Here is a 24,223-nt window from a genome sequence, read left to right on the forward strand (position 1 = left end):
GGGGTGCTGTCGTCTGTCCGGGGCGGGCAGCGCCGAACGGAGACCGCCGAGTTCGGCGATATGTGACAAAGAAACCGGGCGGCGGAAACGGTGCAATTGCCTTACAGAGACGAGCCCAGGAGGAATCGTGGAATCCAGGAAGATTCGGGTCGGTATCGACACCGGCGGAACATTCACCGACGTCGTGGCTGTGGACGAGGAGTCCGGAGCCGTCGTCACCACCAAGACCCCCTCGACGCCCGCCGACCCGGCGCAGGGATTCCTCACCGGAATCGAGAAGGTGCTCGCCAAGCTCGGCGAGACCGGCGACGCGATCGGCGCCGTCAGCCACGGCACCACCGTCGCCACCAACAAACTCCTCGAAGGCAAGGTCGAGAACCTCGGGTTCATCACCACCGAGGGGTACGAGCACGTCCTCGAGATCGCCCGGCAGTCCGTCCCCGACGGCTACGGCAACTCCTACTTCTGGGTCAAGCCCGACCGCATCGTCCCCGCCGACCGCGTCCGCACCATCGGCGGCCGGCTCGCGTTCGACGGCAGCGAGATCCGCCCCCTCGTCGAGGACGACGTCCGCACGGCCGCCCGCTTCTTCGCCGACCGCGGCATCCGCACCATCGGCGTGTGCCTCATGCACTCCTACGCCAACCCGGGCCACGAGCGCCGCGTCCGGGATATTCTGCTCGAGGAATACCCCGAGGCGACGGTGAGCATCTCCAGCCAGGTGCTGCGCGAGTACCGCGAATACGAGCGGTCCATCACCACGCTCGTCGACGCGGCCGTGAAGCCGAACATCCGCAACTACGTGAACAACATCGCGAACCGGCTGCGCGAATTCTCCTCCGACGAGGGCGAGGCCCGCGACATCCCGTTCTACGTGATGAAGTCCAACGGCGGCGTGCTCTCCGCGAAGGAGGTCGTGCACCAGCCCATCACCACGGTGCTGTCCGGCCCGGCGGCAGGCGCGCTCGGTGCCGCGCTCATCGCGAGTGTCGCGGGCGTCGAACAGGTCCTCACGTGCGACGGCGGCGGAACGTCGACCGACGTCACCGTCGTGGTCCGCGGCGAGCCCGCGCTCACCACCGAGGGCCGGGTGGGGGCGTACCCGTCGAAGATCCCGATGATCGACGTCGTCACCGTCGGCGCAGGCGGCGGCTCCATCGCCTGGCAGACCCCCGAGGGCACGCTGCGCGTCGGACCGCAGTCGGCGGGCGCCGACCCCGGCCCGCTCTGCTACGGCAAGGGCGGCAGCGAGCCGACCATCACCGACGCCCACGTGCTGCTCGGCCGCATCCCACCCCACCTGCTCGGCGGCGAGATCCCCCTCGACACCGAACTGGCCCGCAAGGGCGTCGAGCAGCTCGCGCACCAGCTGAAGCTCGACTTCGAGGCCTGCGCCACCGGCATCCTCGAGGTGTCGGCGTGGAACCAGGCCAACGCGCTGCGGCAGATCACGGTCAAGCGCGGCCTCGACGTCCGCGACTTCACCCTGGTCACGTTCGGCGGCTCCGGGTCGCTGCTCGCCTGCCGGCTCGTCGACATCCTCGGACTGAAGGACGTCCTCGTCCCGCTGAACCCGGGCAACGTGTCCGCGTTCGGACTGCTCACCGTCGACGTCCGCAACGACTACGTGCAGACCCACGTCTGCCGGCACGACCGGCTGGAGATCGCCGAACTGCAGTCGGGGCTGGACGCGCTCGCCGCCGAGGCGGAAATCGCCCTCGCCGACGAGGGCTTCGGGGAGTCGGAGCGCAAGTACGCGCGGTCGGCCGACCTCCGCTACCTCGGTCAGGCGTTCGAGGTGCGCGTGCCCGTCGGCGACGGTCCCGTCACCCCGGAGCTGATGGACGAGGCCGCGGAACGGTTCCACCAGGCGCACAAGGAGCTGTACGGGTACGACTTCCGCGGCGACCCGCATCAGCACGTGGAGTGGGTGAACCTGCGGGTCAGCGGTATCGGCCCGATCAAGCGCCCGACGCTGAACGAGATCGCGGCGGGCACGGGAGCGGAGTCCGCCGTGACCGGCACCCGCCCGGCGTACTTCGACGAATGGGTCACCACCCAGGTCTACGACCGGGCCCGGCTCGGCGCCGGCGACGTGCTCGAGGGCCCCGCGGTGATCGAGGAATTCAGCTCCACCATCCCCGTGCACCCCGGTTTCCGGGCGCGGATCGACACCTTCGGAAACATCCGCATCACCAAGATCGCCGACTCGAACGGAGCGAACCGATGACCGTCACCACCGAACCCGTTGCAGTGCAGGCGGTCAAGCCCTACCGGCTGACACCGGTCGACGGAACGACACCCGACCCGGTGCTCGTGGAGATCGTCGCCGGCTACCTCGCCAGCGTCGAGATGGAGGTCGAGACGTCCATCTCGCGGACCTCGCGCTCCCCGATGATCCGCGACGCGCACGACTTCCGCGCCGGCATCCACGACCGCAACCTCCGGAAGCTCACGGGCCGTTCGTATTCGGCGCTGGTGCATCCGGTGGCGCGGGACTTCCCGCTCGACACCATGAAGCCCGGCGACGTCTACTTCCACAACGACGTCTACCTGTCCGAAGGCGGCATCGGCCACCTCCCCGACCTCTGCGTCACCGTCCCGGTGTTCGCGACGCGGCCGGGCGACACGGAACCGTCCGTCGTCGCGTTCGTGCAGGCGTTCGGCCACCACGACGACATCGGCGGCTGCTGCCCGGGATCGATGCCGTCCGGCGCGACCACCGTGTACGAGGAGGGCCTGATGGTCCCGCCGATCAAGCTGTGGGATCAGGGTGTGCCCAACGAGGCCGCGCTGCGCATCATGACCCGCAACTCGCGGATGCCCGACGCGCTGGCCGCCGACCTCGACGCCGAATGCTCGGCCTGCCTGATGGGCGCCCGGCGTCTCACCGAACTGTTCGAGCGGTACGGCTGCGACACCGTCGAGGCGTGCTTCGACGCGATGATGGACGCGACCACCGAGACGTACCGGCGGGAGATCCTCAGCAAGATCCCGAAGGGCGAGTACACGTGGGAGGACTACGCCGAACACGACGGCGTCGACGAGCCCATGCTGCACCGGCAGCGGATCACGCTGACCAAGACCGGCCCGGAGGACGAGGGCGGCGAACGCCTCATCCTCGACTTCAACGGCACCGGCCCGCAGGCGAAGGGTCCGATCAACCACTGCGGTGACTACGCCGACGGCAACTTCCTCATCAAGTGGCTCGCGCCGATTCTGCGGAACCTCGCGGACAGTCCCGAGCGGATGGCGGAACTCGACGTCAACGAGGGCGTCGTGCCGTTGATCGAGATGAAGTTCCCGGAGAAGGGCACCCTGATCACGCCGATCTTCCCGGCGCCCACCAACGCCCGCACGTTCGTGATCCTGCGGCTGCTCGGCGTGCTCGCCGGCGTCGTCGCGAAGGCCGTCGACGGCAACATGCCCGCCGACCAGGAGACCATCCGGTACACCGGGGTGTACGGCGAGGACTTCGACGGGCATTCGTACCTGATGCGGGAGGTGCTCGGCGGCGGGTCCGGCGGCAGGCACTACGCGGACGGTGAGGACACCATCCACGTCGTTCCCGACTCGCGGAACCTGCCGACCGAGTTCACCGAGAGCCGGTTCCCGTTCATCGTCGAGAAGCTGGGCCTGGCGAAGGACTCCGGCGGCGCCGGACGCTACCGGGGCGGCCTGGGCTACGAGAAGCACATCCGGATGCTCAAGGACGCGAACTTCATGTCCATCGCCGACCGCTCGATCCTCTCCTGCTGGGGAGTCAAGGGCGGCAAGGCCGGACGGCCCTTCTCCGTGGTCCTCGACCCGGGCGGCCCGAACGAGCGCGAGTTCGACGCGCTGACCGACGCCGAACCGATCAAGGCCGGCGAGGTGGTGCGGATCCGCACCACCGGTGGCGGCGGCTGGGGCGACCCCCTCGATCGTCCGATCGAGGAAGTCGTCCGGGACGTGCTGTGGGGCAAGGTGTCCGCCGAGGGTGCCCGCGCCGACTACGGTGTGGTGCTGACGTCGTCGGACGGGGAGCCGGTCGTGGACGCCGACGCCACCGAGGCGCTGCGCGAGCAGATGCGCGACAGCCGCGGCCTGGACGAGCCGTTCTTCGACCGCGGTCCCGGCTACGAACGCCTCTCCGGCGGTGCGAAGTTCGCCGAGTTCGACTTCATCGACCGGTGATCCGATGACCGAGTCAGTCTCCCGCGGCGCCGGCATCGCCGTCGTCGGCGCCGCAGGGAAGACCGGAGCCGCCGTCGTGGCGGCGCTCGACGGACTCGCCGACGTACGCCGGGTGGTGCACACCGCCCGGCGTTCCGGCGATCACGCCGTCGACCTCGAGACCGGGGCGGGACTGGCCGGCGCGCTGTCGGGGTGCCGGGGCGTGTACTTCATCGCCCCGAATGTGCATCCCGACGAGCCGGCCCTCGTGCGCCGGGCTCTCTCGGCCGCCGCCGACGCCGGCGTCGAGCATTTCGTCTACCACTCGGTCGCGTGGCCGTACACCCCGGCGATGCCGCACCACGTCGACAAGGCGCGGTGCGAGGACGAACTGAGGACGTTCGGCGGGCTCCGGTGGACCGTCCTGCAGCCGTGCGCCTACGCGGAGAACTTCGCCGCGGTCCTCGACGGCACGGCCACCGCGGTCGACGTGCCGTACAGCCCCGACGCCCGGTTCTCGTTCGTGCGCCTCACCGACGTCGCGGAGGTGGCGGCCCGCGTCCTCGTCGACGGCGCGGACGTCCACCACGGCGCCACCTACGAGCTCGGCGGCCCGCAGGCCCTCAGCGTGCGGGACCTCTGCGACCGGGCGAACGGTCCGGTGTCGGTGAAGCAGGTGTCCGTCGACGAGTGGATGTCGCGGCACGGGCAGTCGCTGTCCGACGACGGTCGTGCCCGGTTGTCCGCGATGTTCGAGTTCTACGACCGGCACGGGTTCACCGCGGGCCACGCCGTGTTCGAGTCGCTGCTCGGCCGTCCACCCAGGTGAGCGGCAAAGCGTGCCGGGGCACACTTTGCCGCTCACCTGTCAGACGCCGATCCGGCCGCCCGACTTCCAGACCGCGACGACGGCGGGACGTGGCTGCGTGTCGCCGCCGTCGGGCCAGTGCGACGCCGGGTTGTCGGCGCTCGCGCCGTCCAGTTCACCCGGGTGCTGCACGCACACCGTGACCCGCTCCTCGCTGACGATCGGACCGCACGTCTCGGCGCCCTTGGGCACGGAGAGGAACTGCTTGGTCTCCCCGCGGTTCGCGCCGTCGAGGACGACGCTGAACAGGCCGTCGTTCGACTTCAGCGCGTTGCCGTCGGTGGAGATCCACAGGTTGCCGTGCGGGTCGAACGCCAGGTTGTCGGGGCAGGAGATCGGGCTGACGCTCGCCTTGTCGAACCCGCCGAAGTAGGTGTCGGCCGCCGTCGGGTCGCCGCACACGAGCAGCAGGTTCCAGGTGAACTCGGTGCCGGCGTGGTCGTCGGTGAGTTCGAGGACCTGGCCGTTCTTGTTGTTGTTCCGCGGGTTGGCCTCGTCGGCCGCCGCCGCGCCGTCGACGCCGCGCTTGGTGTTGTTGGTCAGCGCCACGTACACCTTGCCGGTGGTCGGGCTGGGCTCGAAGTCCTCGGGGCGGTCCATCTTGGTGGCACCGACCTTGTCGCCGGCCTGCCGGGTGAACACCGCCACCTCCTCGGCGCTCATGCCGTCGACGAGCGACTCGCCGCGGCCGTCCTCGCCGGTGCGCAGCAGCGGGATCCACTCCCCGGTGCCGTCGAACGTGCCGCTCGACGGTAGCGCCCCCGACCCGTCGATCTGGTCCGCGGAGTTGCCGGCGAACTTCGCGACGTACAGCGTGCCCGCGTCGAGCAGCGTCATGTTGTTGCGGACGGCGGCCTGGCTGTTGCCGTCCATCATCTTCCGGCTGGAGACGAACTTGTACATGTAGTCGAAGCGTTCGTCGTCGCCGCTGTACGCCACGACCGTGCCGTCGTCGGTGACGTGGATGGTGGCGGCCTCGTGCTTGAACCGGCCCAGCGCCGTGTGCTTGACGGGCGCGGACGTCGCGTCCCACGGGTCGACCTCGACGACCCAGCCGAAGCGGTTGACCTCGTTCGGCTCCTGGGCGAGGTCGAAACGCTTGTCGAAACGCTCCCACTTGCGCTCGGAGGCAGCACCTTCCACGCCGTACCGCTTCAGCCGCGTGGCGACGGCGGGGTCGGTGACCAGTTCGGCGTTCGCGAAGTACTGGTTGAAGTTCTCCTCCCCCGACAGCACCGTGCCCCACGGGGTGACGCCACCGGAACAGTTGTTGAGCGTGCCGAGCACCTTCGTGCCCGTCGGGTCCGCGGACGTCTTCAGGAACTCGCTGCCCGCGGCGGGACCGGTGACGACGAATTCCGTCGTCGCCGTGATGCGCCGGTTGTACGGCCCGAAGTCGGGAGTGAGCGCGCCCGAGCTGGATTCACCCTTCACCTGCACCACGGACAGTCCGTGGGCGGCGAGCGCCGTCTGGAACTGCTCCGGCGACGGGTTCTCGGCGTCGTATCCCTTGAACATGAACGGTTCGGTGGTGTACTCGTGGTTGACCACCAGCAGGAAGGTGTTCGGCTGCCCCTCGACCGGCAGCAGTCCGGCGAAGTCGTTGTTGAACCCGAACTGCTGCGCCTGCGCCTGGGCGGTCTGGTTGTCGAAGTCGAACGCGGGGGCCCCGGGCAGCACCGGGTCGCCCCAGCGGATCACGACGGCCTGCTCGTACCCTTCGGGGACGACGACGGCGTCCTCGGTGTTGGGGGCGACGGCGTCGAAGCTCGTTCCGGCCGGGGTGCCACCGTCCGAACCGCCCGTGCCGGAGACGCTTCCGCTGCCGGAGTCGTCGGAGCAGGCCACCAGCGCACTGCCCGCGCCGACGGCGAGGACGGCCATCCCCGTCCCGCGCAGCATCCCGCGCCGCGACAGGGCGGCGCGGGCGATGTCGCGGAAGTATTCGCCGTGCGAGGTGTTGGGCACGTCGTGGGAGCACGCGTTGCCGCACTTGTACTGGCAGGTGACGGAGGCGCGTGAGGACGCGCCGTCATGGTTGACGAACAGTGCGAGGGGTTTCAAACTCACCGTGGCTCCCGATTCGAATGCGGACAACTCCGGCACCGTAGAAGTCGTAAGCGAGGGAAAGGGAACGTGGGTGTGAACGCGCGGACAACGAGGCGACCCTAAGTCTGGAGTGATTTACGTCTAGCCAGCAGCCCGGACGGCGTGCACGATGGATAGATGGACGCCGTCGATGCGCTGCGGGAAATTGCGTTCTGGCTCGAGCGTTCGCGCGACGAGGGACCCAGGATCGGCGCCTTCCGCCGGGCGGCCGATGTGCTCGAGTCCTCGACCGCCGAGGAGCGGGAAGCCCTGGCGGCGAACGGCTGGGTATACCTGCCCGACATCGGCTCCGAGGCGGCCGCGATCATCCGTGAGTGCGCCGATGCGGTGCCGCTGTACCTGACATATCTGCGCGGTTCGGCGGAACCGATCGGGCTGGGCGGAACGGAACTGCTCGAGGCCCTCCGCGGCGACCTGCACACCCATTCGGATTGGTCGGACGGCCGGTGCCAGCTCCGGGAGATGATGCGGCGCGCGGCCGCGCTGGGGCACGACTACTGCGCGATCACCGACCACTCGCCGCGGCTGACGGTCGCGAACGGGCTGTCTTCGGAGCAACTGCTCGTCCAGTTGAACGTGGTCGCCGAACTGAACGTCGAGCTGGCGCCGTTCCGGGTGCTCACCGGCATCGAGGTCGACATCCTCGACGACGGCTCCCTCGACCAGGACGACGACCTGCTCGCCGACCTGGACATCGTGGTCGCGAGCGTGCACTCGCACCTGGACACCGATCGGGCGACGACGACCAAGCGGATGCTGCAGGCCGTCAAGTCTCCGCACGTCGACGTGCTCGGGCACTGCACCGGCCGGCTCGTCGAGGGGATCCGGGGACCGCGGCCCGAATCGAAATTCGACGCGGAACGCGTGTTCGACGCGTGCCGCGAGTACGGCACCGCGGTGGAGATCAACTCCCGTCCCGAGCGCCGCGACCCGCCGGGACGGCTGATCGACCTCGCACTGAACAGCGGCTGCAAGTTCTCCATCGACACCGACGCGCACACCACCGGGCACCTCGCCTGGCAGGGCTACGCGTGCGAGCGCGCCGCCGAACGCGGAGTCGAGCCGTCGGATGTGATCAACACCCTGCCCGTGGCCGAGTTGCTGGAGTGGACCGGCGCGCCGATTCGGCAATGATTCGTGTCGTACTGATCGCGGCCGCGGTGGTCGCGTGCTGATCGCTGCCGCGTGGGTGCTGCAGCGAAAACTGATCTACTTCCCCGACACCACTCCGGTGCCGCCCGCCGGCAGGGTTATCGCCGGGGCGGAGGACGTCACGCTGGGGCTGGCACTCGACGTCCGGGCCGGCCGCCGGCACCTCGTCGACGAGCGTCGCGTGCCGCCGGAGCGGCTGCTCTACTTCGGGGAGAGCCTCGGCACCGGCGATCTGGCGCTCCGCGCCCCGTGAGTGGTTAACGAGTCTCTGGACTCGCCCGCCACGCACGGGCGCGTCAGCGCACGATCACGACGTCCAGCGTCCGGGGACCGTGCACGCCTTCGACGCGGTTGAGTTCGATGTCGCTGGTGGCGCTGGGACCGCTGATGAACGTCAGCGGTGCGGTCGGGTCGAGCGTCTGGAAGGCCTGCGGCACGGTGTCGACGATCTGGTCGGTGCGCACGATGCAGATGTGATGGTCCGGGACCAGGGTCAGCGCCCGCCGGCCCTGACCTGCGCCGCCGTCGAGCACGATGGTCCCGGTGGCGGCGATCCCGAGGGTGCAGCCGGTGACGACCACGTCGATGGCGTCGAGTTCGAGCGTCGACAGTTCGGCGGGTGCGCGGTCGACGACGACGTCACCGCGCGGTCGCCACGACTGCGGAAGGTCCGGTGGGACGACGGCCCGCTTCCCCTCCGCGATCAGTCCGGTGACGATCTCGACGACGGTGGTCTCGTCGGCGCGGTGGACCTGTGCGCGGTAGTCGTCGACGGTGTGCGCGAACAACTCGACGTCGCCGGGGCCGGACGCCGGCTCGCGGTGGTAGTCGCGGGGAACGGGTTCGGGGGCCGGCGCGTCGGCGATTGCTGACCGGATCCGGGACAGTATCTCTGCGCGTGCGGTCATCGTGTCGTGTCCTCGTGAGTGCGGGCCCACCATTGTCGGAACGTCTCCTTCGGCGGGGCGGGCAGGTCGCGGCTCGCGGTCCATTTCGACGCCGGGTACGGCAGCGACGTGATGCGTCCGGACCGGCCGCCCAGCACCCGGCCGACCTTGGCCGCCGTCTCGGCGGCGGCGAACCGTTTCTCCGACCCCATCACGAAGCCGGCGGCCTTCATCGCGAGGTCCTGGCCGCCCGGCAGTCCGTGCCGTTCGGAGTCGACCTGTTCCGCGCGCAGGTGCACGAGAATGCTGGGGATGTCGATGCGCACGGGGCAGGCGTCGAAGCAGGCGCCGCACAGGGTGGACGCGTAGGGCAGTGACGCGTTCGGGTCGTCGTGGCCGGTGGTCCCGGTGAGTTGCGGGCTGAGGATCGCGCCGATCGGCCCGGGGTAGACCGACCCGTACGCGTGCCCGCCCGCCCGCTCGTACACGGGGCACACGTTCAGGCAGGCGCTGCAGCGGATGCAGTGCAGCGCGGACCGCCCGGTCTCGTCCGCGAGGACGTTGGTGCGACCGTTGTCGAGGAGGACGACGTGGAAGTTCTGCGGACCGTCGCCGGGGTGCACCCCGGTCCACATGGAGGTGTACGGGTTCATCCGCTCGGCGGTGGACGACCGCGGCAGCAGTTGCATGAACACCTCGAGGTCGGTGAACGTGGGGACCAGTTTCTCGATGCCCATGAGGGTGATGAGCGTGTCGGGGAGGGTGAGGCACATCCGTCCGTTGCCCTCCGATTCCACCACCGCGAGGGTTCCGGTCTCCGCGACCCCGAAGTTCGCACCGCTGATCGCGACCTTGGCGGACAGGAACTTTCGACGCAGGTGTGCCCGCGCGGCCATCGCCAGCGCCCGGGGGTCGTCGGTGATGTCCTTGTCGACGCCCGGCATCGCGTTCAGGAAGATCTCCCGGATTTCGGCGCGGTTGCGGTGGATGGCGGGCACCAGGATGTGGCTCGGTTTGTCCTCGCCGAGTTGGACGATGAGTTCGGCGAGGTCGGTTTCGATCGCCGCGATCCCGTTCTCCTCGAGATGCTCGTTGAGGCCCGTCTCCTGCGTGGCCATCGACTTGACCTTCACCACCTCGTCGGAGCCGGTGGCCCGGACGAGGTCGGTGATGATCCGGTTCGCCTCGTCCGCGTCGCGTGCCCAGTGGACGGTGCCGCCGCGGGCGGTGACGTTCTCCTCGAACTGCACGAGCAGTTCGGGGAGCCGGGCCATCACGTCCGCCTTCAGGGCGCTGCCGGCCCGTCGCAGTTCCTCCCAGTCGTCGACCTCGGCGACCGCGGCGATCCGCTTGTTGCGGATGGTGGTGGTGGCGGCGCCGAGGTTGGCGCGCAGCTGGGTGTCGGTGAGCGCCTTCCGGGCCGCGTCAGGGAAAGATTCTGTGCCCCGGATGTTTCCGGTGCCCGGGTGGAAGGTGGGTGAGCCGAGGAAAGTGGTCATGCGTTGCTCCCGATCTTCTCGGTGCTCGCCAGGATCTCGGCGAGGTGGACGGTGCGGACGCCGCTGCGCAGCCGGGACAGCCCGCCGCCGATGTGCATCAGGCAGGACGAGTCGCCCGCGCTGCACACCTCGGCGCCGGTGCTCAGGACGTTGCCCATCTTGTCGGCGAGCATCGCGGTCGACGTCTCGGAGTTCTTCAGCGCGAACGTTCCGCCGAAGCCGCAACAGGATTCGGCCGCGGGCAGCTCGATCAGGGTCATCCCCCGCACCGCGCGCAGCAGTTGCAGCGGTTTGTCGGCGACGCGCAGCATCCGCAGCGAGTGGCACGTCGGGTGGTACGTGACCCGGTGCGGGTAGTAGGCGCCGACCTCGGTGACACCGAGGACGTCGACGAGCAGTTCCGACAGTTCGTACGTCCGGGACGCGACGTCCTCGGCGCGGGTCGCGAGCGATTCGTCCCCGTACCGGCGGGCGACCATCGCGTGCTGGTGCCGGACGGATCCGACGCACGAACCGGACGGGGCCACCGCGACGTCCCACGACGGTCCGCTCTCGAACGCCTCCACGTGGTGACGGACGAGCGGCAGCGCCTCGGCCTGGTAGCCGGTGTTGACGTGCATCTGCCCGCAGCACGTCTGCTTCGGCGGGAACACGACCTCGTGGCCGAGCCGCTCGAGGAGGCGGACGGTGGCGGTGGCGGATTCGGGGAACAGGGCATCCGCCAGGCAGGTGGCGAACAGGGCGATTCTCATCGGGTACTCCAACCGGGCTGGGCTGTGGTCTGACCACAGTAGCGCACTGTGGTCAGACCACACCAGGTAAACTTCGGTCGTGCGCACACACGAGGTCGTCCTGCACCGCATCGAGCAGGATCTGGCGGCCGGCAAACTCACCGTCGGCGGTCGTCTGCCCGCCGAGCGCGCACTGGCCGAGGAACTGGGCGTCGGACGCTCGTCCGTCCGCGAGGCCATGCGGGTGCTCGAGGCGATGGGCATCGTCCGCACCGCCGTCGGCTCCGGGCCGGACGCGGGCGCGATCGTCGCCGCCGACCCGGCCGCGTCGATCGGCGCGGCCCTGCGACTGCACATGGCGACGCGCACCCTGCCGATCCGCGACGTCGTCCAGACACGCACGCTGCTCGAGTCGTGGGCGGTGCAGGAGGCCGCCGGGCAGTCCGGTGACCTGGACTTCTCGGCCATCGACGCGCTGCTCGACGCGATGGACGACGAAGACCTCTCCCCGGAGGCGTTCCACCGCCTCGACGCCGACCTGCACGTCGCGATGGCCGGACTCGCCGGAAACGTCCTCGTCGAGGCGATGATGGTCTCGCTCCGCGACTCCATCCACGGCTACGTCATCCAGGCGGTTCCGCTGCTCGACGACTGGCCCGCGGTCGCGACCCACCTCCGCTGCGAGCACCGCGGTATCGTCGCCGCCCTCCGCGCCGGACGCGGCGTCGAGGCCGCCGGTCTGGTGCGCGAGCACATCGAGGGGTTCTACGGGCGCTTCGCGCCCGTGCGTGGGTAAGGAGTCCCTGGACTCGTCAACCGCTCACGGGGCGGTACGCCCCCAGGATCTGCGCCTCGGCGTCTTCGAGGTACGTCTTGAGTAGCTGACCTGCGGCTTCGGTGTTGCCGGCGACGAGAGCGTCGTAGATCTCGTGGTTACGGGTGAGGTACGGCCCGTGGAAGCGGTGGGCGTCGTCCATGACGTGGAAGACGAGCCGCGCCTCGTTCCACACGCTGCGCATGAGTTCGTCGATGCGGTTGCTCTTGTTGAGGCTGGCGAGGGCGATGTGGAAGTAGATGTCGGCGGTGCCGACGCCGGTCCAGTCCTCGACGGCGAACCGCTCGTCGGCCAGGTTGAGGGCCTCGGCGACGCCGGACAGGTCGCCGGTCTCGGGGTCGAATCCGTTGACGCCGGCGCATTCGACGACGCGCCGGCAGATGTAGAGCTCGGTGATGTCCTCGGCGGTGGGCACGCGGACGAAGACGCCGCGGTTGAGTTCGTGCGCGACGAGGCGGTCTTCGATGAGGATCTGGAAGGCCTCGCGGACGGTGTTGCGGGAGACGTCGAGGGCGGCGCAGATGTCGGGTTCGGACAGTCGCGCCCCTGGTTGGAACGTTCCGTCGATGATGGCGTCCCGCAGAATGCCGGCGACCCGGGTAGTCCTGCTGGTGCGTTCGAGCAGGCCGCGGTGAGCGGCCAGGCGGGAATGCGCATCGCCGCGAAGGGCATTCGAGCTGGTCAAGTCCACTCCTCAGGTTTCGATCTCGACCGCAATCATAGTTGTCAGCTCGGTTCCGCGATTTCTTCCAGGATAACAATCCCCTCGAGGTATTGCAGGATCGTTGAACGATTTGTACCGTGATGGGAGTTACATCGGATTCTTCGAGCAGTTACATCCCTTCTTCAGGCGAGGTGCCATGACCACAGATACACAGACCGAGGTCGCGCAGGCGCGCCCCTTCGACTGGTTCCGCACCCTCGGGCCGAAGGGAAAAAGAGCCTTCATCGGCGCGTTCGGCGGATACGGTCTCGACTCCTACGACTTCCAGGTCCTCCCGCTCGGCCTCGCGGCCATCGCCGCCTACTTCGGCCTCACCACCGGTCAGGCAGGCCTGCTGACGACGGTGACGCTGGTGGTGTCCGCGCTCGGCGGCGCCCTCGCCGGCATCCTCGTCGACAAGATCGGCCGGGTCCGCACCCTGCAGGTCACCGTCGCGACGTACACGATTTTCACGGTGCTGTGCGGTTTCGCGCAGAACTTCGAGACGCTGCTGATCTTCCGCGCCTTCCAGGGCCTCGGCTTCGGCGGTGAGTGGGCGGCAGGCGCGATCCTCGTCGCCGAGTACGCCCGCGCCGAGTACCGCGGCCGGGCGGTCGCCTTCGTGCAGAGCGCGTGGGCCGTCGGCTGGGCGCTGGCCGTGATCGTCTACACCGTCGTCTTCCAGCTGTTCGACCCCGACGTCGCGTGGCGCGTGCTGTTCTTCACCGGTGTGCTGCCCGCCTTCCTCATCATCTGGGTTCGCCGGAATCTGAAGGACCCCGAGGTCGTCACGGAGCGCCGCGAGTCCGCGGGCAAGCAGACGGGCTCGTTCGCCGCCATCTTCCGCGGCAAGCTGCTCCGCACCACCGTGCTCGCGTCGCTGCTCGCCACCGGTGTGCAGGGCGGCTACTACACGCTCGCGTCCTGGCTGCCGACGTTCCTCAAGACTTCGCGCGGACTCGACGTCGTCGGCACCGGCGGCTACCTGGCGATCCTCATCTCCGGCGCATTCCTCGGCTATGTCAGCGGCGGCATCCTCACCGACAAGCTGGGCCGCAAGCGGACCATGCAGTTGTTCGCGTTCCTGTCGGCGATCTTCATGGTCGGCTACACCCAGGTGCCGGAGGGCGCGAACACGCTGATCCTGATCCTGGGCTTCCCGCTCGGCTTCTGCACGTCGGCGATCTTCAGCGGATTCGGATCGTTCCTGTCCGAGCTGTACCCGACGCAGTCCCGCGGCACCGGCCAGGGCTTCACGTACAACTTCGGGCGCGCGGTCGGCGCCGTGTTCCCCGCCGTCGTCGGATTCCTGGCCGCCACCCACCTGGGCATCGGCGGCGCGATGATCTTCGGCGCGCTCGGGTACGCCATCGCCGTGTTCGCCCTGTTCTTCCTCCCCGAGACCCGCGGGAGCGAACTTGCCTGACTCGCCGACCGACCTCCGCTCCGCGTTCCGCTCGGGACGCGTCACCCCGACCGCCGGTCTGGCGCCCGGATTCGCGCAGACGAATCTCATCGCCGTCCCGCAGGACTGGGCGTACGACGTGCTGCTGTTCACCCAGCGGAACCCCAAGCCGTGCCCCGTCCTCGACGTCGGCGACGCCGGCTCCCGGACGACGATGCTCGCCCCCGGCGCCGACATCACCACGGACCTGCCGCTGTACCGGGTGTGGAAGGACGGCGAACTCGCTGACGAGACCACGGACGTGTCCTCGCTGTGGCGCGACGACCTCGTGGCGTTCCACATCGGGTGCAGTTTCACGTTCGAGCACCCGGTGGCCGCGGCCGGGGTGCCGCTCCGGCACGTCGAGCAGGGCAGCAACGTCCCGATGTACGTGACCGACCGCGAGTGCAGGCCCGCCGGCCGGGTCATCGGGCCGATGGTGGTGTCGATGCGACCCGTCCCCGAACACCAGGTGGCCCTCGCGGCGGCGATCTCGGCGCGGATGCCCGCAGTCCACGGCGGACCCGTGCACATCGGTGATCCCGCGGAACTCGGCATCGCCGACCTCGCGGCCCCCGACTTCGGCGATCCGGTGACCTTCCAGCCCGGCGACGTCCCGATGTTCTGGGCGTGCGGGGTCACCCCGCAGGCGGCGGTGATGGCGTCCAAGTTGCCGTTCGCGATCACTCACGCACCCGGGTACATGCTGATCACCGACACCCCGGACAGCGAGTACGTCCTGGAGGTCCCCGATGCGCGTTGATCTCAACTGCGACCTCGGCGAGGGCTTCGGGCAGTGGACGCTGGCCGACGACGAGGCCCTCCTCGACATCGTCACCAGCGCGAACGTCGCGTGCGGGTTTCACGCGGGCGATCCGATGATCATCCGCAAGGCCTGCGAGCGGGCGGCCGAGCGGGGCGTCGCGATCGGTGCACACGTGGGGTTCCGGGATCTGGCCGGATTCGGCCGGCGGGAACTCGCCGTGTCGCCCGCGGATCTGCGCGACGAGACGCTGTACCAGATCGGCGCGCTCGCCGGGTTCGCCCGCGCCGCCGGATCCTCGGTGACGTACGTCAAACCGCATGGTGCGCTCTACAATTCCGCGGCACTCGACTTCGAGCGGGCCGATGCGGTCGCGTCGGCCATCGACGAGTTCACCGAGCCGCTCACGCTGATGGGACCACCCGGATCGCAGTTGCAGCGGGCCGCGGAGGCGCACGGCATCGAGTTCGTCGCAGAAGGGTTCGCCGACCGCCGCTACACCGCCGCGGGCACGCTGACCCCGCGCTCGGTGTCCGGCGCCGTCATCGACGACCCCGACGTCGCCGCCGCCCAGGCCGTGCGGATGGTGTCGACCGGAACGGTGCAGTCGATCGACGGGGACGACGTCGCGGTGGCGGTGCGCAGCATCTGCGTCCACGGCGACACGCCCGGGTCCGTGCACACCGCGCGCCGGGTCCGTCACGCGCTGGAGAGTGCCGACGTCACGCTCGGATCCTTCACATGACCACCCCCACCCGGATCCTCCCGGCGGGCGATCGGGCCCTGCTCGTCGAACTCGACTCGGAACCCCTGGTCGTGTCGCTGACCGAACGCCTGCGCCGGACACCGGTTCCCGGCATGGAGGACGTGCTGCCCGCGGCGCGCACGGTGCTCGTCACCACCACACCGCGGACCGACCTCGACGAGGTGCGCCGCGCGCTGCGGACGATGACCGTCGACCTCGAGGCGCACGACCACACCGGCGTCCCCGAATCGGAACCGGTCACCATCCCGGTCCGCTACGACGGCGCCGATCTCGCCGACGTCGCCGGCCTTCTGCGGATGAGCCGCGACGACGTGATCGCCGCCCACACCGCGGCCACCTGGCGCTGTGTATTCATTGGATTCGCACCGGGTTTCGCCTACCTGAGTTGCGGCGACGACCGGCTCACCGTGCCCCGGCGCGCGCAGTCCCGCACCGTGGTGCCCGCCGGGTCCGTGGCCCTCGCCGGCGGCTACGGCGCCGTGTATCCGCGGTCCTCACCCGGCGGATGGCAGATCATCGGAACCACGGATTCCCCGATGTGGAACCTCGACGCGGAACCCCCGGCGCTGCTGCAGCCGGGACGTCGCGTCCGATTCGTCGACGAGGAAACACTGTGAGTGAACTCGAAGTACTCGAAACGGGTCCGCTCAGCCTGATCCAGGACCTCGGCCGCCCCGGCTACCTGAGTTCGGGTGTCGGCGTGTCCGGCGCCGCCGACCGCGGGTCCGCGCGGCTGGCGAATCGACTGGTCGGCAACGACGAGAACGGCGCGTGCATCGAGGTGCTGATGGGCGGGCTCGCGCTGCGTGCGCGCACGGTGACGACCGTTGCCGTCACCGGTGCGCCCGCCACGGCGCTGCTCGACGGCATCCCGATGGGCCACGCGAGCGTCATCGTGATGGAGCCGGGGCAGACGCTGCGGTTGCAGTACGCGCAGGTCGGGCTGCGCAGCTACGTGGGTGTCCGCGGCGGCCTCGCGGTTCCGGACGTGCTCGGCTCCCGCAGCACCGACACGCTCTCCGGGATCGGACCGGAAGCGTTGAAGCCCAACGACGTCCTGCCCGTCGGCACGTGGACGAGGAACTTCCCCAACGTCGACGTCGCACCTGTCCCCGCGATGGACCCGGGACCGCTGTCGGTGCGGGTCATCGGCGGCCCCCGCGACGACTGGTTCACCAACCCGGACGCGCTGACCACCGGTGCGTGGGCGGTTTCCCCGGACACCGACCGCATCGGCGCCCGCCTGAACCGGCACGCCGGCGCACCTGCCCTGCAACGAACCTCCGAGGCCGAACTCCCCACCGAGGGCGTCGCTCTCGGGTCCATCCAGGTTCCGCCGAGCGGGCAGCCCGTCGTGTTCCTCGCGGACCATCCCATCTCCGGCGGTTACCCCGTCATCGGCGTCGTCGCGGACGAGGACATCGACCGGATCGCCCAAGCCCGCCCAGGCCAACTGATTCGCTTCACCACTGCGTGATCGGCTCGCGCCGATCCCACTACAGGAGATCACCCCATCGCCATGAACAGCATCGGCACGGAACTCGACACACCCTGGTCCCACGAGTCGTGGCGCAACACGCTGCTCGCGGAACCGCACCGTCAGGGCACCGCGGTCGCGCGCCACTACGCGTCCGCGCTGCCGATCAGCTATGCCACCGAAACCGATCCGGCACAGGCGATCCGCGACGTCGCCGAGGTGGAACGACTCGACGTCGACAGCGTGGCGCTGACGTTCACCACCACCGAGGCGTCCGCGCCGTACGAGAACCTCAAGATCTACGCCGTCGGGAAACCCGCACCGCTCAACGAGGTTCTGCCGATCCTGTCCAGCCTGGGCGTCAACGCCCTCGACGAACGCCCGGCCGCGCTGACCCGGCCGGACGGCAGTCGTGCCTGGATCTACGACCTGACCGTCGACCTGCCTGCCGTCACGGACGGCCACGGGACGACGCGGGACGGCCGGATCGCGGACGCGTTCCGCGCGGCGTGGACGGGTGAGACCGAGGTCGACGGGTTCAACGCGCTCGTCCTGCACGCCGGGCTCGGCTGGCGTCAGGTGACCGTCCTGCGGGCGTACGCCGCGTACCTGCGCCAGGCCGGGCTCCCGTACAGCCGCAGCAACGTCGAACGAGTCCTGCTGGGCAACACCGGCATCACCCAACTGCTCGTCGAGTTGCACGCACTCCGGCTCGACCCGGCCCTCGCACGGGACGCCGCCGCGGAGGACGCGCTCGAAGACCGCATCTCGGCCGCGATCGACGCCGTCGCCGGAATCGACGCCGACCGGATCCTGCGGGCCCTGCTGTCGCTGATCCGCGCCACCACCCGCACGACCTACTACGCCGGCGACCCCCGGCCCGGGCGCGCCCTCGCGTTCAAGTTCGATTCCTCGTCGATCGACGAATTGCCGCTGCCCCGGCCGAAATACGAGGCCTACGTGTACTCGCCGCAGATGGAGGGCGTGCACCTGCGGTTCGACGATGTCGCCCGCGGCGGCCTCCGGTGGTCCGATCGGCGCGACGACTTCCGCACCGAGATCCTCGGACTCGTGAAGGCGCAGGCGGTCAAGAACGCCGTCATCGTCCCCGCCGGGGCGAAGGGCGGCTTCGTCGTCAAGAACCCGCCCGCGCCGACCGGCGACGCCGCCGCCGACCGGGAGGCGATGCTGGCGGCCGGGATCTCCTGCTACCGCGAATTCATCTCGAGCCTCCTCGACATGACGGACAACCTCGACATCGCGACCCGGCACGTCATCGCGCCGGACGGCATCGTCCGCCGCGACGGCGACGACACCTACCTCGTGGTCGCCGCGGACAAGGGCACCGCGGCGTTCTCGGACGTCGCCAACGCCGTGGCGCTCGAACGCGGGTACTGGCTGGGCGACGGATTCGCGTCCGGCGGGTCCGTCGGCTACGACCACAAGGCGATGGGCATCACCGCCCGCGGCGCGTGGGAGAGTGTCGTGCAGCACTTCCGTGAGATGGGCGTCGACACCCGCACCGACGACTTCACCGTCGTCGGCATCGGCGACATGAGCGGCGACGTGTTCGGCAACGGGATGCTGCTCAGCCCGCACATCCGCCTCGTCGCGGCGTTCGACCACCGTCACGTCTTCATCGACCCCGATCCCGACCCGCAGACGTCCTGGGACGAGCGGGCGCGCCTGTTCGGCCTCGGCAGGTCCAGTTGGAAGGACTACGACCGGGCGGTCCTCAGCGAGGGCGCGATGATCGTCGACCGTGCGGCGAAGTCGGTTCGGCTCACACCGCAGGCGCGGCGCGCGCTGGGAATCGACACGGATCGGGCGCTCACCACCGTCGAACTCGTCCGCGCCGTCCTCGCAGCGCCCGCGGACCTGCTGTGGAACGGCGGCGTCGGCACGTACGTCAAGGCCACGTCGGAGAGCCACGCGGACGTCGGCGACAAGTCGAACGACGCCGTCCGGCTCGACGCGCCCGCGCTGCGCGTCCGGGTGGTCGGCGAGGGCGGCAACCTCGGCCTCACCCAGCTCGGCCGGATCGAGCACGCGCGCAACGGTGGTCGCGTCAACACCGACGCACTCGACAACTCCGCCGGTGTCGACTGCTCCGATCACGAGGTCAACATCAAGATCGCCCTCGCGGGTGCCACCGCCGACAACACGCTCACCGCGCAGGACCGTCGAGAACTGCTGTCCGACATGACCGAAGACGTCAGCCGGCTCGTCCTCGCCGACAACCGCAGCCAGAACGAGATGATGAGCCTCAACCGGGCGCAGGCGGCGACGCTCGTCAGCTTCCACTCCCGCATGGTCGACGACCTGGAGCGGCGCGGCCACGTGGACCGTGCGATCGACGTGCTCCCGACGTCCGCTCAGTTCGGTGCCCTCGAACGCGAGCAGAAGGGCCTGACCAGCCCGGAACTGGCGCAGCTCACCGCGCAGGTCAAGCGGTTCATCAAGAGCGAGGTGTCGGGCACCACGCTCCCCGACAACAAGGTCTACGCCGGCCGGCTCCACGACTACTTCCCGCCGCGGCTCGGCCGCGAGTACGCGCACACGGTCGCCGTGCACCCGCTGCGCCGGGAGATCGTCACCACGTCCGTCGTCAACGACATGGTCGACCGCGCCGGGATGACGTTCGCCTTCCGGCTGCGGGAGGAGACCGGCGCCGACTCGGCGGAGGCGGTGAACGCCTTCACCGCCGTCACCGAGATCTTCGACCTCGGAGCGACTTTCGAGCGGATCCGGGCGGCGGCCGCCAGCACCCCGGCGTCCGGGACGAACGCGCTGACCGTGCAGACGCAGCGGCTGATAGACCGGGCGTCGCGGTGGCTGACCACGCACCGGCCGCAACCGCTGCCGCTCGAGGCCACCATCGCCCGCTACCGGCCGGTGGTCCGCGAACTCGGACCCCGCGTGCGGGAATGGTTGCAGGGCGACGAGATCACCGCCGTCGAGGGCCGAACCGGGGCCCTGACGTCGCGGGGCGCGGACGCCGGGATCGCCGCGGACGTCGCGGATCTCCTGCACACGTACTGCCTCCTCGACATCGTGGACATCGCGGAGATCTCCCAGCACCGCGCGGAGGACGTCGCCGAACTGTATTTCGCGCTGTCGGCGCACCTGCACATCAACACCGCGCTGACCGCCGTCACGGCGCTGCCGCGACTGGACCGGTGGCACGCCCTCGCCCGCCTCGCCCTGCGCGACGACCTCTACAGTTCGCTGCGCGCCATCACCCTCGACGCGCTGTCCGTCAGCGAACCCGGCGACGACGCTGCCGACAAGGTCGACCAGTGGGAGCAGCACAACGCCGCCCGGCTCGCCCGCGCGCGGGCACTGCTCACCGAGATCGAGTCGGAGGTCGCCACCGCACCCACGCTGGCGCTGATCTCCGTCGCGGCCAGGCGGATCCGGGCGATGACGCGGTAGGCGGCTCCGCCGCCCGTGCGTGCTTAAGGAGTCTCTGGACTCGTCAACCACGCACGGGCCGCGTAGCGGCCTACAGTACCTGCGACAGGAACTGCTGCAGCCGTTCGGTTTCGGGCTTGTCGAACAGCTGGCCCGGTGTGCCGGTTTCGACGACGGCGCCGTGGTCCATGAACAGCACGGTGTCGGACACCTCGCGGGCGAAGCCCATTTCGTGGGTGACGACGACCATCGTCATGCCACCCTTGGCGAGGTCGGCCATCAGGGCGAGCACGCCTTTCACCAGTTCGGGGTCGAGTGCGGACGTGGCCTCGTCGAAGAACATCACTTCGGGTTTCATCGCGAGGGCGCGGGCGATCGCGACGCGCTGCTGCTGCCCGCCGGACAGGTTGCCGGGGCGTGAGTCGGCCTTGTTGGCGAGGCCGACGAGTTCGAGTTGCTCGAGCGCCACCGACCGAGCCTCGTCCTTCGACATGCCCTTGAGCTTGCGGGGGCCGAGGGCGATGTTGTCGACGACGGTCTTGTGCGGGAACAGGTTGAAGTGCTGGAACACCATGCCGATGCGCTGCCGCAGCTTGTCGGGGTTGTCCTGCAGCACGGACTTGCCGTCGAGGAGGACGTCGCCCTGGTCGGGTTCGTGCAGCCGGTTGAGGACCCGCAGCAGGGTGGACTTGCCGGAGCCGGACGGCCCGATGACGGTGACGGTGTCGCCGGCGTCGACGTGGAGGTCGACGCCGCGCAGCACCTGGTTGGCGCCGAACGCGAGGTGCAGGTTGGTTCCAGTGAGAGAGACGGCCATCGCCCTATCCCCTTTCCACGACGATGGACTGTTCCACCGGGTCGAGCGTGCCGGACGTGTCGGCGCGGCCGGTGCGCAGACGGTTGTCGATGTAGTTGACGAGGTGCGTCAGCGGGATGGTGAGCGCCAGGTAGAACAGGCCGGCGGCGACGAGCGGTGACAGGTTGCCGGTCTGCGCGTTGAGGTCGCGGCCGACGGCGAACAGTTCCCGCTGGCTGACGAGGAGGCCGAGGAAGTAGATCAGCGACGAGTCCTTGATCAGGGAGATGAACTGGTTCATCAGCGCGGGCAGCACCCGCCGCACACCCTGCGGGACGACGACGAGCGTCATCGACTTCCGGTAGCTGAAGCCGAGCGCCCGGGACGCCTCGAGCTGCCCGGGTTCGACGCTCTGGATGCCGGACCGGAAGATCTCACCGATGTACGCGGACGCCAGCAGCGACAGCGCGGCGGCGCCGAGCCAGTACGGGTTGTTGCCGGTGAGTCCCTTGACGACGGGTCCGGCGCCGAGTCCGACGATGAGGATGATGACGACGGCGGGCAGGCCGCGGAACACGTCCGTGTAGACGCGGGCGGGCCAGCGCAGCCAGCGGGTGCGGGAGATGCCGGCCATCGCGAGCAGCATGCCGAGGACGGTGCCGACGATGCCGGACGCCAACGCCAGGATCAGTGTGTTCGGCAGACCGGTCTTCAGCAGGTCGGGGAAGGCCCGGGTGTAGAGGTCCCAGTCGAAGAACGTGTCCTTCAGTTGCTGGAGTGTCGACTTGGGTTCGGCGACGGGGGTTTCGGTCGTGTTGTTCGCGTTCTGGGCGGCGAGCGCGGCGAAGTCCGGGAGGTCGGGCGCCGGCGCCGCCTTGCTGCCCGGCTTCCAGCCCTCGGGCAGTTCGCGGGGCACCCAGTCGGAGTACAGCTGGGCCCAGGTGCCGTCGGCGATGACGGCGTCGAGCCCGGAGTTCAGTGCGTCGACGAGCGGCTGGTTCTCCTTGTTGACGGCCCAGCCCACATAGTTGTTGACGCTGAAGGTGTTCTCGACGATCGACGTGGGATCGCCCGGCGCGATGGCGCCCTCGGCCTGCTGCGACGGCGCCACCCACGCGTCGATCTGCCCGGTCTTGAGGTTGGCGTACGCGGTGGCGTAGTCGGGGAACTTCACCGGGTTCAGCTTCAGCGTGTTGACGACGTAGTCGTCCTGGACGGTGCCCTGGACGACGCCGATGCGGGTCGACGCGTTCAGGTCGTCGAAGCTCTGGATCGGTCCGCCGTTGGGAACGACGAGCGAGAAGTAGCCGAAGTCGTAGCCGTTGGTGAAGCCGACGGTGTTGCGGCGTTCGTCCGTCGTGGTGATGGACGAGGACCCGACGTCGAAGCGGCGCCCGGCCACTTGGGCGAGAAGCCCGGCGAATTCGGTGCCGACGAAGTCGACGCGCAGGCCCAGCTTGTCGGCGACGGCTCGCAGCAGTTCGTTGTCGTAGCCGGTGAACTGGTTGTCCGAGTTCACGCAGATGCTCGGCGGCGCGTCGGACAGAGTGCCGACGGTGAGCACCCCGGGGGTGATGAGGTTCAGTTTCGACGTGTCGATCTGGTCGAGCGGGGTGGTCGACGGCGTCGTGTAGCGGTCCTCGGCCGCGGCGCCCGAGGCGGCGAGGTTGGTCGGGGCGGCGGTGGCCGCGCCGACTCCCGGCGGGGAACACAGATCCTGCGGCGCCGACCCCGAGTTGTCGCCGCCCCTCGAACACGACGACAGGGTCAACGCCAGCAGGGCGGTGAGCAGTAGCGCCACCACCACACGGATCTTCGCTCCGACGGAAGAAAACATGGTGAGCAGCGTAACCCTGGCAGGCGGGTCTTCCGGGGTCGGAGGACGCCTCGGGCGACGCCCGTCACTCCTCTTGTTTGTCATACAAACAAAGAGAAGTTATTGTTTGTCGTACAAACAATTGGAGGGGCAGCCATGGTGTCGCAGACGGGCCGAGCAGCGCGCGGAACCCGGGAGTCCGGTCGGCAGACCCGCGACGCCCTGTTCACCGCCGCCACCGAACTCTTCCTCGAACACGGCGACGGCGTCGCGATCACCCAGATCTGCGCCGCCGCCGGGGCCCACCCCAACCAGGTGACGTATTACTACGGGTCCAAGGAACGGCTCTTCGTCGAGGTGGCCTGCGCTGCCGTGCTGCGCGCAGGCAAGCGGGCCGAGGACGACGCCGCCACCGCGGAGACCGTCGGCGACTACACGGAGAAACTCGTCGGCTCCCTGCTCGGACCGGGCGCACCCAGCGTCGAACTGTTCGTGGAAGCGATGCTGATGACGGGCCGCCGCGGCGAACTCCGCGACCTCATCACCGACACTCTCCGCACTCTGCACTCCTCGGGCGAGGACGCACTCATCCGCACCCTGATGCGCACCGGGTGGCAACTGCGCGCAGGCATCGACGTGGAGGCCAAGGCGTTCTGGTCGGCGATCTTCGGGCTGGTGATCCAGAAGTCCGCCACCGGCGAGAGCTTCGGCTATTCGCTCGAGGAGGCCGTCGCCGTCATCTTCGCGAACCTGCAGATCCCCGAGACCGTCCTCAACACCTCCATCGACTGACCCCTCTTCAAGGAGC

The 24,223-nt window shown here is 69.4% G+C and carries 20 protein-coding genes; 13 read left to right on the forward strand and 7 right to left on the reverse strand.

The window, feature by feature from the left end; genetic code table 11:
- Positions 1 to 127: 127 nt before the first annotated feature.
- Genes JWS13_RS26235 through JWS13_RS26245 form a run of 3 tightly spaced genes read left to right on the forward strand, consistent with a single transcriptional unit; the run spans position 128 to position 4,984 of the window.
- Positions 128 to 2,230: a hydantoinase/oxoprolinase family protein gene (locus JWS13_RS26235; protein WP_206008267.1), complete on the forward strand. Its 2,103-nt coding sequence runs from the start codon at positions 128 to 130 to the stop codon at positions 2,228 to 2,230.
- A complete protein-coding gene (locus JWS13_RS26240) occupies positions 2,227 to 4,176 on the forward strand; it encodes a hydantoinase B/oxoprolinase family protein (protein ID WP_206008268.1) in 1,950 nt (649 codons plus the stop codon). Before JWS13_RS26235 ends, JWS13_RS26240 begins: the two co-directional genes overlap by 4 nt.
- A 4-nt stretch (positions 4,177 to 4,180) precedes the next feature.
- On the forward strand, positions 4,181 to 4,984 hold the full coding sequence (locus JWS13_RS26245; RefSeq protein ID WP_206008269.1) for an NmrA family NAD(P)-binding protein: 804 nt from the start codon (positions 4,181 to 4,183) through the stop codon (positions 4,982 to 4,984).
- 39 nt (positions 4,985 to 5,023) lie between these two features.
- Here JWS13_RS26245 and JWS13_RS26250 read toward each other — a convergent pair whose 3' ends face one another.
- Complete coding sequence (locus JWS13_RS26250) at positions 5,024 to 7,093, reverse strand: PhoX family protein (protein ID WP_206008270.1); 2,070 nt, start codon at positions 7,091 to 7,093, stop codon at positions 5,024 to 5,026.
- 156 nt (positions 7,094 to 7,249) lie between these two features.
- On the opposite strand from JWS13_RS26250, the gene JWS13_RS26255 reads away from it, so the two are divergent.
- Positions 7,250 to 8,266, forward strand: coding sequence for a PHP domain-containing protein (locus JWS13_RS26255; protein WP_206008271.1), 1,017 nt, complete (start codon positions 7,250 to 7,252; stop codon positions 8,264 to 8,266).
- Positions 8,267 to 8,300: 34 nt separating this feature from the next.
- The gene (locus JWS13_RS26260; RefSeq protein ID WP_241032306.1) at positions 8,301 to 8,537 is read left to right on the forward strand and encodes a hypothetical protein; all 237 of its coding nucleotides are present in this window, start codon (positions 8,301 to 8,303) and stop codon (positions 8,535 to 8,537) included.
- A gap of 43 nt (positions 8,538 to 8,580) precedes the next feature.
- Here the strand turns inward: JWS13_RS26260 and JWS13_RS26265 are convergent, their stop codons facing one another.
- The 3 genes from JWS13_RS26265 to JWS13_RS26275 are packed head-to-tail and all read right to left on the reverse strand — an operon-like array spanning position 8,581 to position 11,422.
- The gene (locus JWS13_RS26265; protein ID WP_206008272.1) at positions 8,581 to 9,192 is read right to left on the reverse strand and encodes a LutC/YkgG family protein; all 612 of its coding nucleotides are present in this window, start codon (positions 9,190 to 9,192) and stop codon (positions 8,581 to 8,583) included.
- Complete coding sequence (locus JWS13_RS26270) at positions 9,189 to 10,670, reverse strand: LutB/LldF family L-lactate oxidation iron-sulfur protein (RefSeq protein ID WP_206008273.1); 1,482 nt, start codon at positions 10,668 to 10,670, stop codon at positions 9,189 to 9,191. The genes JWS13_RS26265 and JWS13_RS26270 overlap by 4 nt, the downstream gene beginning before the upstream one ends.
- A complete protein-coding gene (locus tag JWS13_RS26275) occupies positions 10,667 to 11,422 on the reverse strand; it encodes a (Fe-S)-binding protein (RefSeq protein ID WP_206008274.1) in 756 nt (251 codons plus the stop codon). Before JWS13_RS26275 ends, JWS13_RS26270 begins: the two co-directional genes overlap by 4 nt.
- A 79-nt stretch (positions 11,423 to 11,501) precedes the next feature.
- Here JWS13_RS26275 and JWS13_RS26280 point away from each other — a divergent pair, with 79 nt between their 5' ends.
- The gene (locus JWS13_RS26280; RefSeq protein WP_206008275.1) at positions 11,502 to 12,197 is read left to right on the forward strand and encodes a FadR/GntR family transcriptional regulator; all 696 of its coding nucleotides are present in this window, start codon (positions 11,502 to 11,504) and stop codon (positions 12,195 to 12,197) included.
- A gap of 16 nt (positions 12,198 to 12,213) precedes the next feature.
- On the opposite strand, the gene JWS13_RS26285 is transcribed toward JWS13_RS26280, so the two are convergent.
- Complete coding sequence (locus JWS13_RS26285; protein ID WP_206008276.1) at positions 12,214 to 12,927, reverse strand: GntR family transcriptional regulator; 714 nt, start codon at positions 12,925 to 12,927, stop codon at positions 12,214 to 12,216.
- A gap of 103 nt (positions 12,928 to 13,030) precedes the next feature.
- Between JWS13_RS26285 and JWS13_RS26290 the strand changes: the two genes are divergently transcribed.
- From JWS13_RS26290 to JWS13_RS26315, 6 genes are read left to right on the forward strand one after another with little or no spacing between them, the layout of a single operon-like run.
- Complete coding sequence (locus JWS13_RS26290) at positions 13,031 to 14,365, forward strand: MFS transporter (protein WP_225929040.1); 1,335 nt, start codon at positions 13,031 to 13,033, stop codon at positions 14,363 to 14,365.
- Positions 14,358 to 15,146 (forward strand): putative hydro-lyase, encoded by a 789-nt coding sequence (locus JWS13_RS26295; RefSeq protein WP_206008277.1) that lies wholly within the window; start codon positions 14,358 to 14,360, stop codon positions 15,144 to 15,146. Before JWS13_RS26290 ends, JWS13_RS26295 begins: the two co-directional genes overlap by 8 nt.
- On the forward strand, positions 15,136 to 15,891 hold the full coding sequence (locus tag JWS13_RS26300) for a LamB/YcsF family protein (RefSeq protein WP_206008278.1): 756 nt from the start codon (positions 15,136 to 15,138) through the stop codon (positions 15,889 to 15,891). The genes JWS13_RS26295 and JWS13_RS26300 overlap by 11 nt, the downstream gene beginning before the upstream one ends.
- Complete coding sequence (locus tag JWS13_RS26305; protein WP_206008279.1) at positions 15,888 to 16,529, forward strand: 5-oxoprolinase subunit B family protein; 642 nt, start codon at positions 15,888 to 15,890, stop codon at positions 16,527 to 16,529. The genes JWS13_RS26300 and JWS13_RS26305 overlap by 4 nt, the downstream gene beginning before the upstream one ends.
- Positions 16,526 to 17,389 (forward strand): 5-oxoprolinase subunit C family protein, encoded by an 864-nt coding sequence (locus tag JWS13_RS26310; protein ID WP_206008280.1) that lies wholly within the window; start codon positions 16,526 to 16,528, stop codon positions 17,387 to 17,389. The genes JWS13_RS26305 and JWS13_RS26310 overlap by 4 nt, the downstream gene beginning before the upstream one ends.
- A gap of 42 nt (positions 17,390 to 17,431) precedes the next feature.
- Positions 17,432 to 20,824, forward strand: coding sequence for an NAD-glutamate dehydrogenase domain-containing protein (locus tag JWS13_RS26315; RefSeq protein WP_206008281.1), 3,393 nt, complete (start codon positions 17,432 to 17,434; stop codon positions 20,822 to 20,824).
- Between the two features lie 70 nt (positions 20,825 to 20,894).
- Here JWS13_RS26315 and JWS13_RS26320 read toward each other — a convergent pair whose 3' ends face one another.
- The gene (locus tag JWS13_RS26320) at positions 20,895 to 21,620 is read right to left on the reverse strand and encodes an amino acid ABC transporter ATP-binding protein (RefSeq protein ID WP_206008282.1); all 726 of its coding nucleotides are present in this window, start codon (positions 21,618 to 21,620) and stop codon (positions 20,895 to 20,897) included.
- A gap of 4 nt (positions 21,621 to 21,624) precedes the next feature.
- Positions 21,625 to 23,436, reverse strand: a complete 1,812-nt coding sequence (locus JWS13_RS26325) for an ABC transporter substrate-binding protein/permease (RefSeq protein WP_206008283.1) — start codon at positions 23,434 to 23,436, stop codon at positions 21,625 to 21,627.
- 135 nt (positions 23,437 to 23,571) lie between these two features.
- Between JWS13_RS26325 and JWS13_RS26330 the strand changes: the two genes are divergently transcribed.
- Complete coding sequence (locus tag JWS13_RS26330) at positions 23,572 to 24,207, forward strand: TetR/AcrR family transcriptional regulator C-terminal domain-containing protein (RefSeq protein WP_206008284.1); 636 nt, start codon at positions 23,572 to 23,574, stop codon at positions 24,205 to 24,207.
- Positions 24,208 to 24,223 lie beyond the last annotated feature (16 nt).

It is taken from the genome of Rhodococcus pseudokoreensis (assembly GCF_017068395.1).
In the GTDB taxonomy this organism is placed as follows: domain Bacteria; phylum Actinomycetota; class Actinomycetes; order Mycobacteriales; family Mycobacteriaceae; genus Rhodococcus_F; species Rhodococcus_F pseudokoreensis.

Excerpts from the sequence above, each read along its gene's own strand:
- JWS13_RS26240 (WP_206008268.1), top strand. The coding sequence starts at position 2,227 with ATGACCGTCACCACCGAACCCGTTGCAGTGCAGGCGGTCAAGCCCTAC.
- JWS13_RS26245 (WP_206008269.1), top strand. The coding sequence starts at position 4,181 with ATGACCGAGTCAGTCTCCCGCGGCGCCGGCATCGCCGTCGTCGGCGCC.
- JWS13_RS26255 (WP_206008271.1), top strand. The coding sequence starts at position 7,250 with ATGGACGCCGTCGATGCGCTGCGGGAAATTGCGTTCTGGCTCGAGCGT.
- JWS13_RS26265 (WP_206008272.1), bottom strand. The coding sequence starts at position 9,192 with ATGACCGCACGCGCAGAGATACTGTCCCGGATCCGGTCAGCAATCGCC.
- JWS13_RS26270 (WP_206008273.1), bottom strand. The coding sequence starts at position 10,670 with ATGACCACTTTCCTCGGCTCACCCACCTTCCACCCGGGCACCGGAAAC.
- JWS13_RS26275 (WP_206008274.1), bottom strand. The coding sequence starts at position 11,422 with ATGAGAATCGCCCTGTTCGCCACCTGCCTGGCGGATGCCCTGTTCCCC.
- JWS13_RS26300 (WP_206008278.1), top strand. The coding sequence starts at position 15,136 with ATGCGCGTTGATCTCAACTGCGACCTCGGCGAGGGCTTCGGGCAGTGG.
- JWS13_RS26305 (WP_206008279.1), top strand. The coding sequence starts at position 15,888 with ATGACCACCCCCACCCGGATCCTCCCGGCGGGCGATCGGGCCCTGCTC.
- JWS13_RS26315 (WP_206008281.1), top strand. The coding sequence starts at position 17,432 with ATGAACAGCATCGGCACGGAACTCGACACACCCTGGTCCCACGAGTCG.
- JWS13_RS26320 (WP_206008282.1), bottom strand. The coding sequence starts at position 21,620 with ATGGCCGTCTCTCTCACTGGAACCAACCTGCACCTCGCGTTCGGCGCC.
- JWS13_RS26325 (WP_206008283.1), bottom strand. The coding sequence starts at position 23,436 with ATGTTTTCTTCCGTCGGAGCGAAGATCCGTGTGGTGGTGGCGCTACTG.
- JWS13_RS26330 (WP_206008284.1), top strand. The coding sequence starts at position 23,572 with ATGGTGTCGCAGACGGGCCGAGCAGCGCGCGGAACCCGGGAGTCCGGT.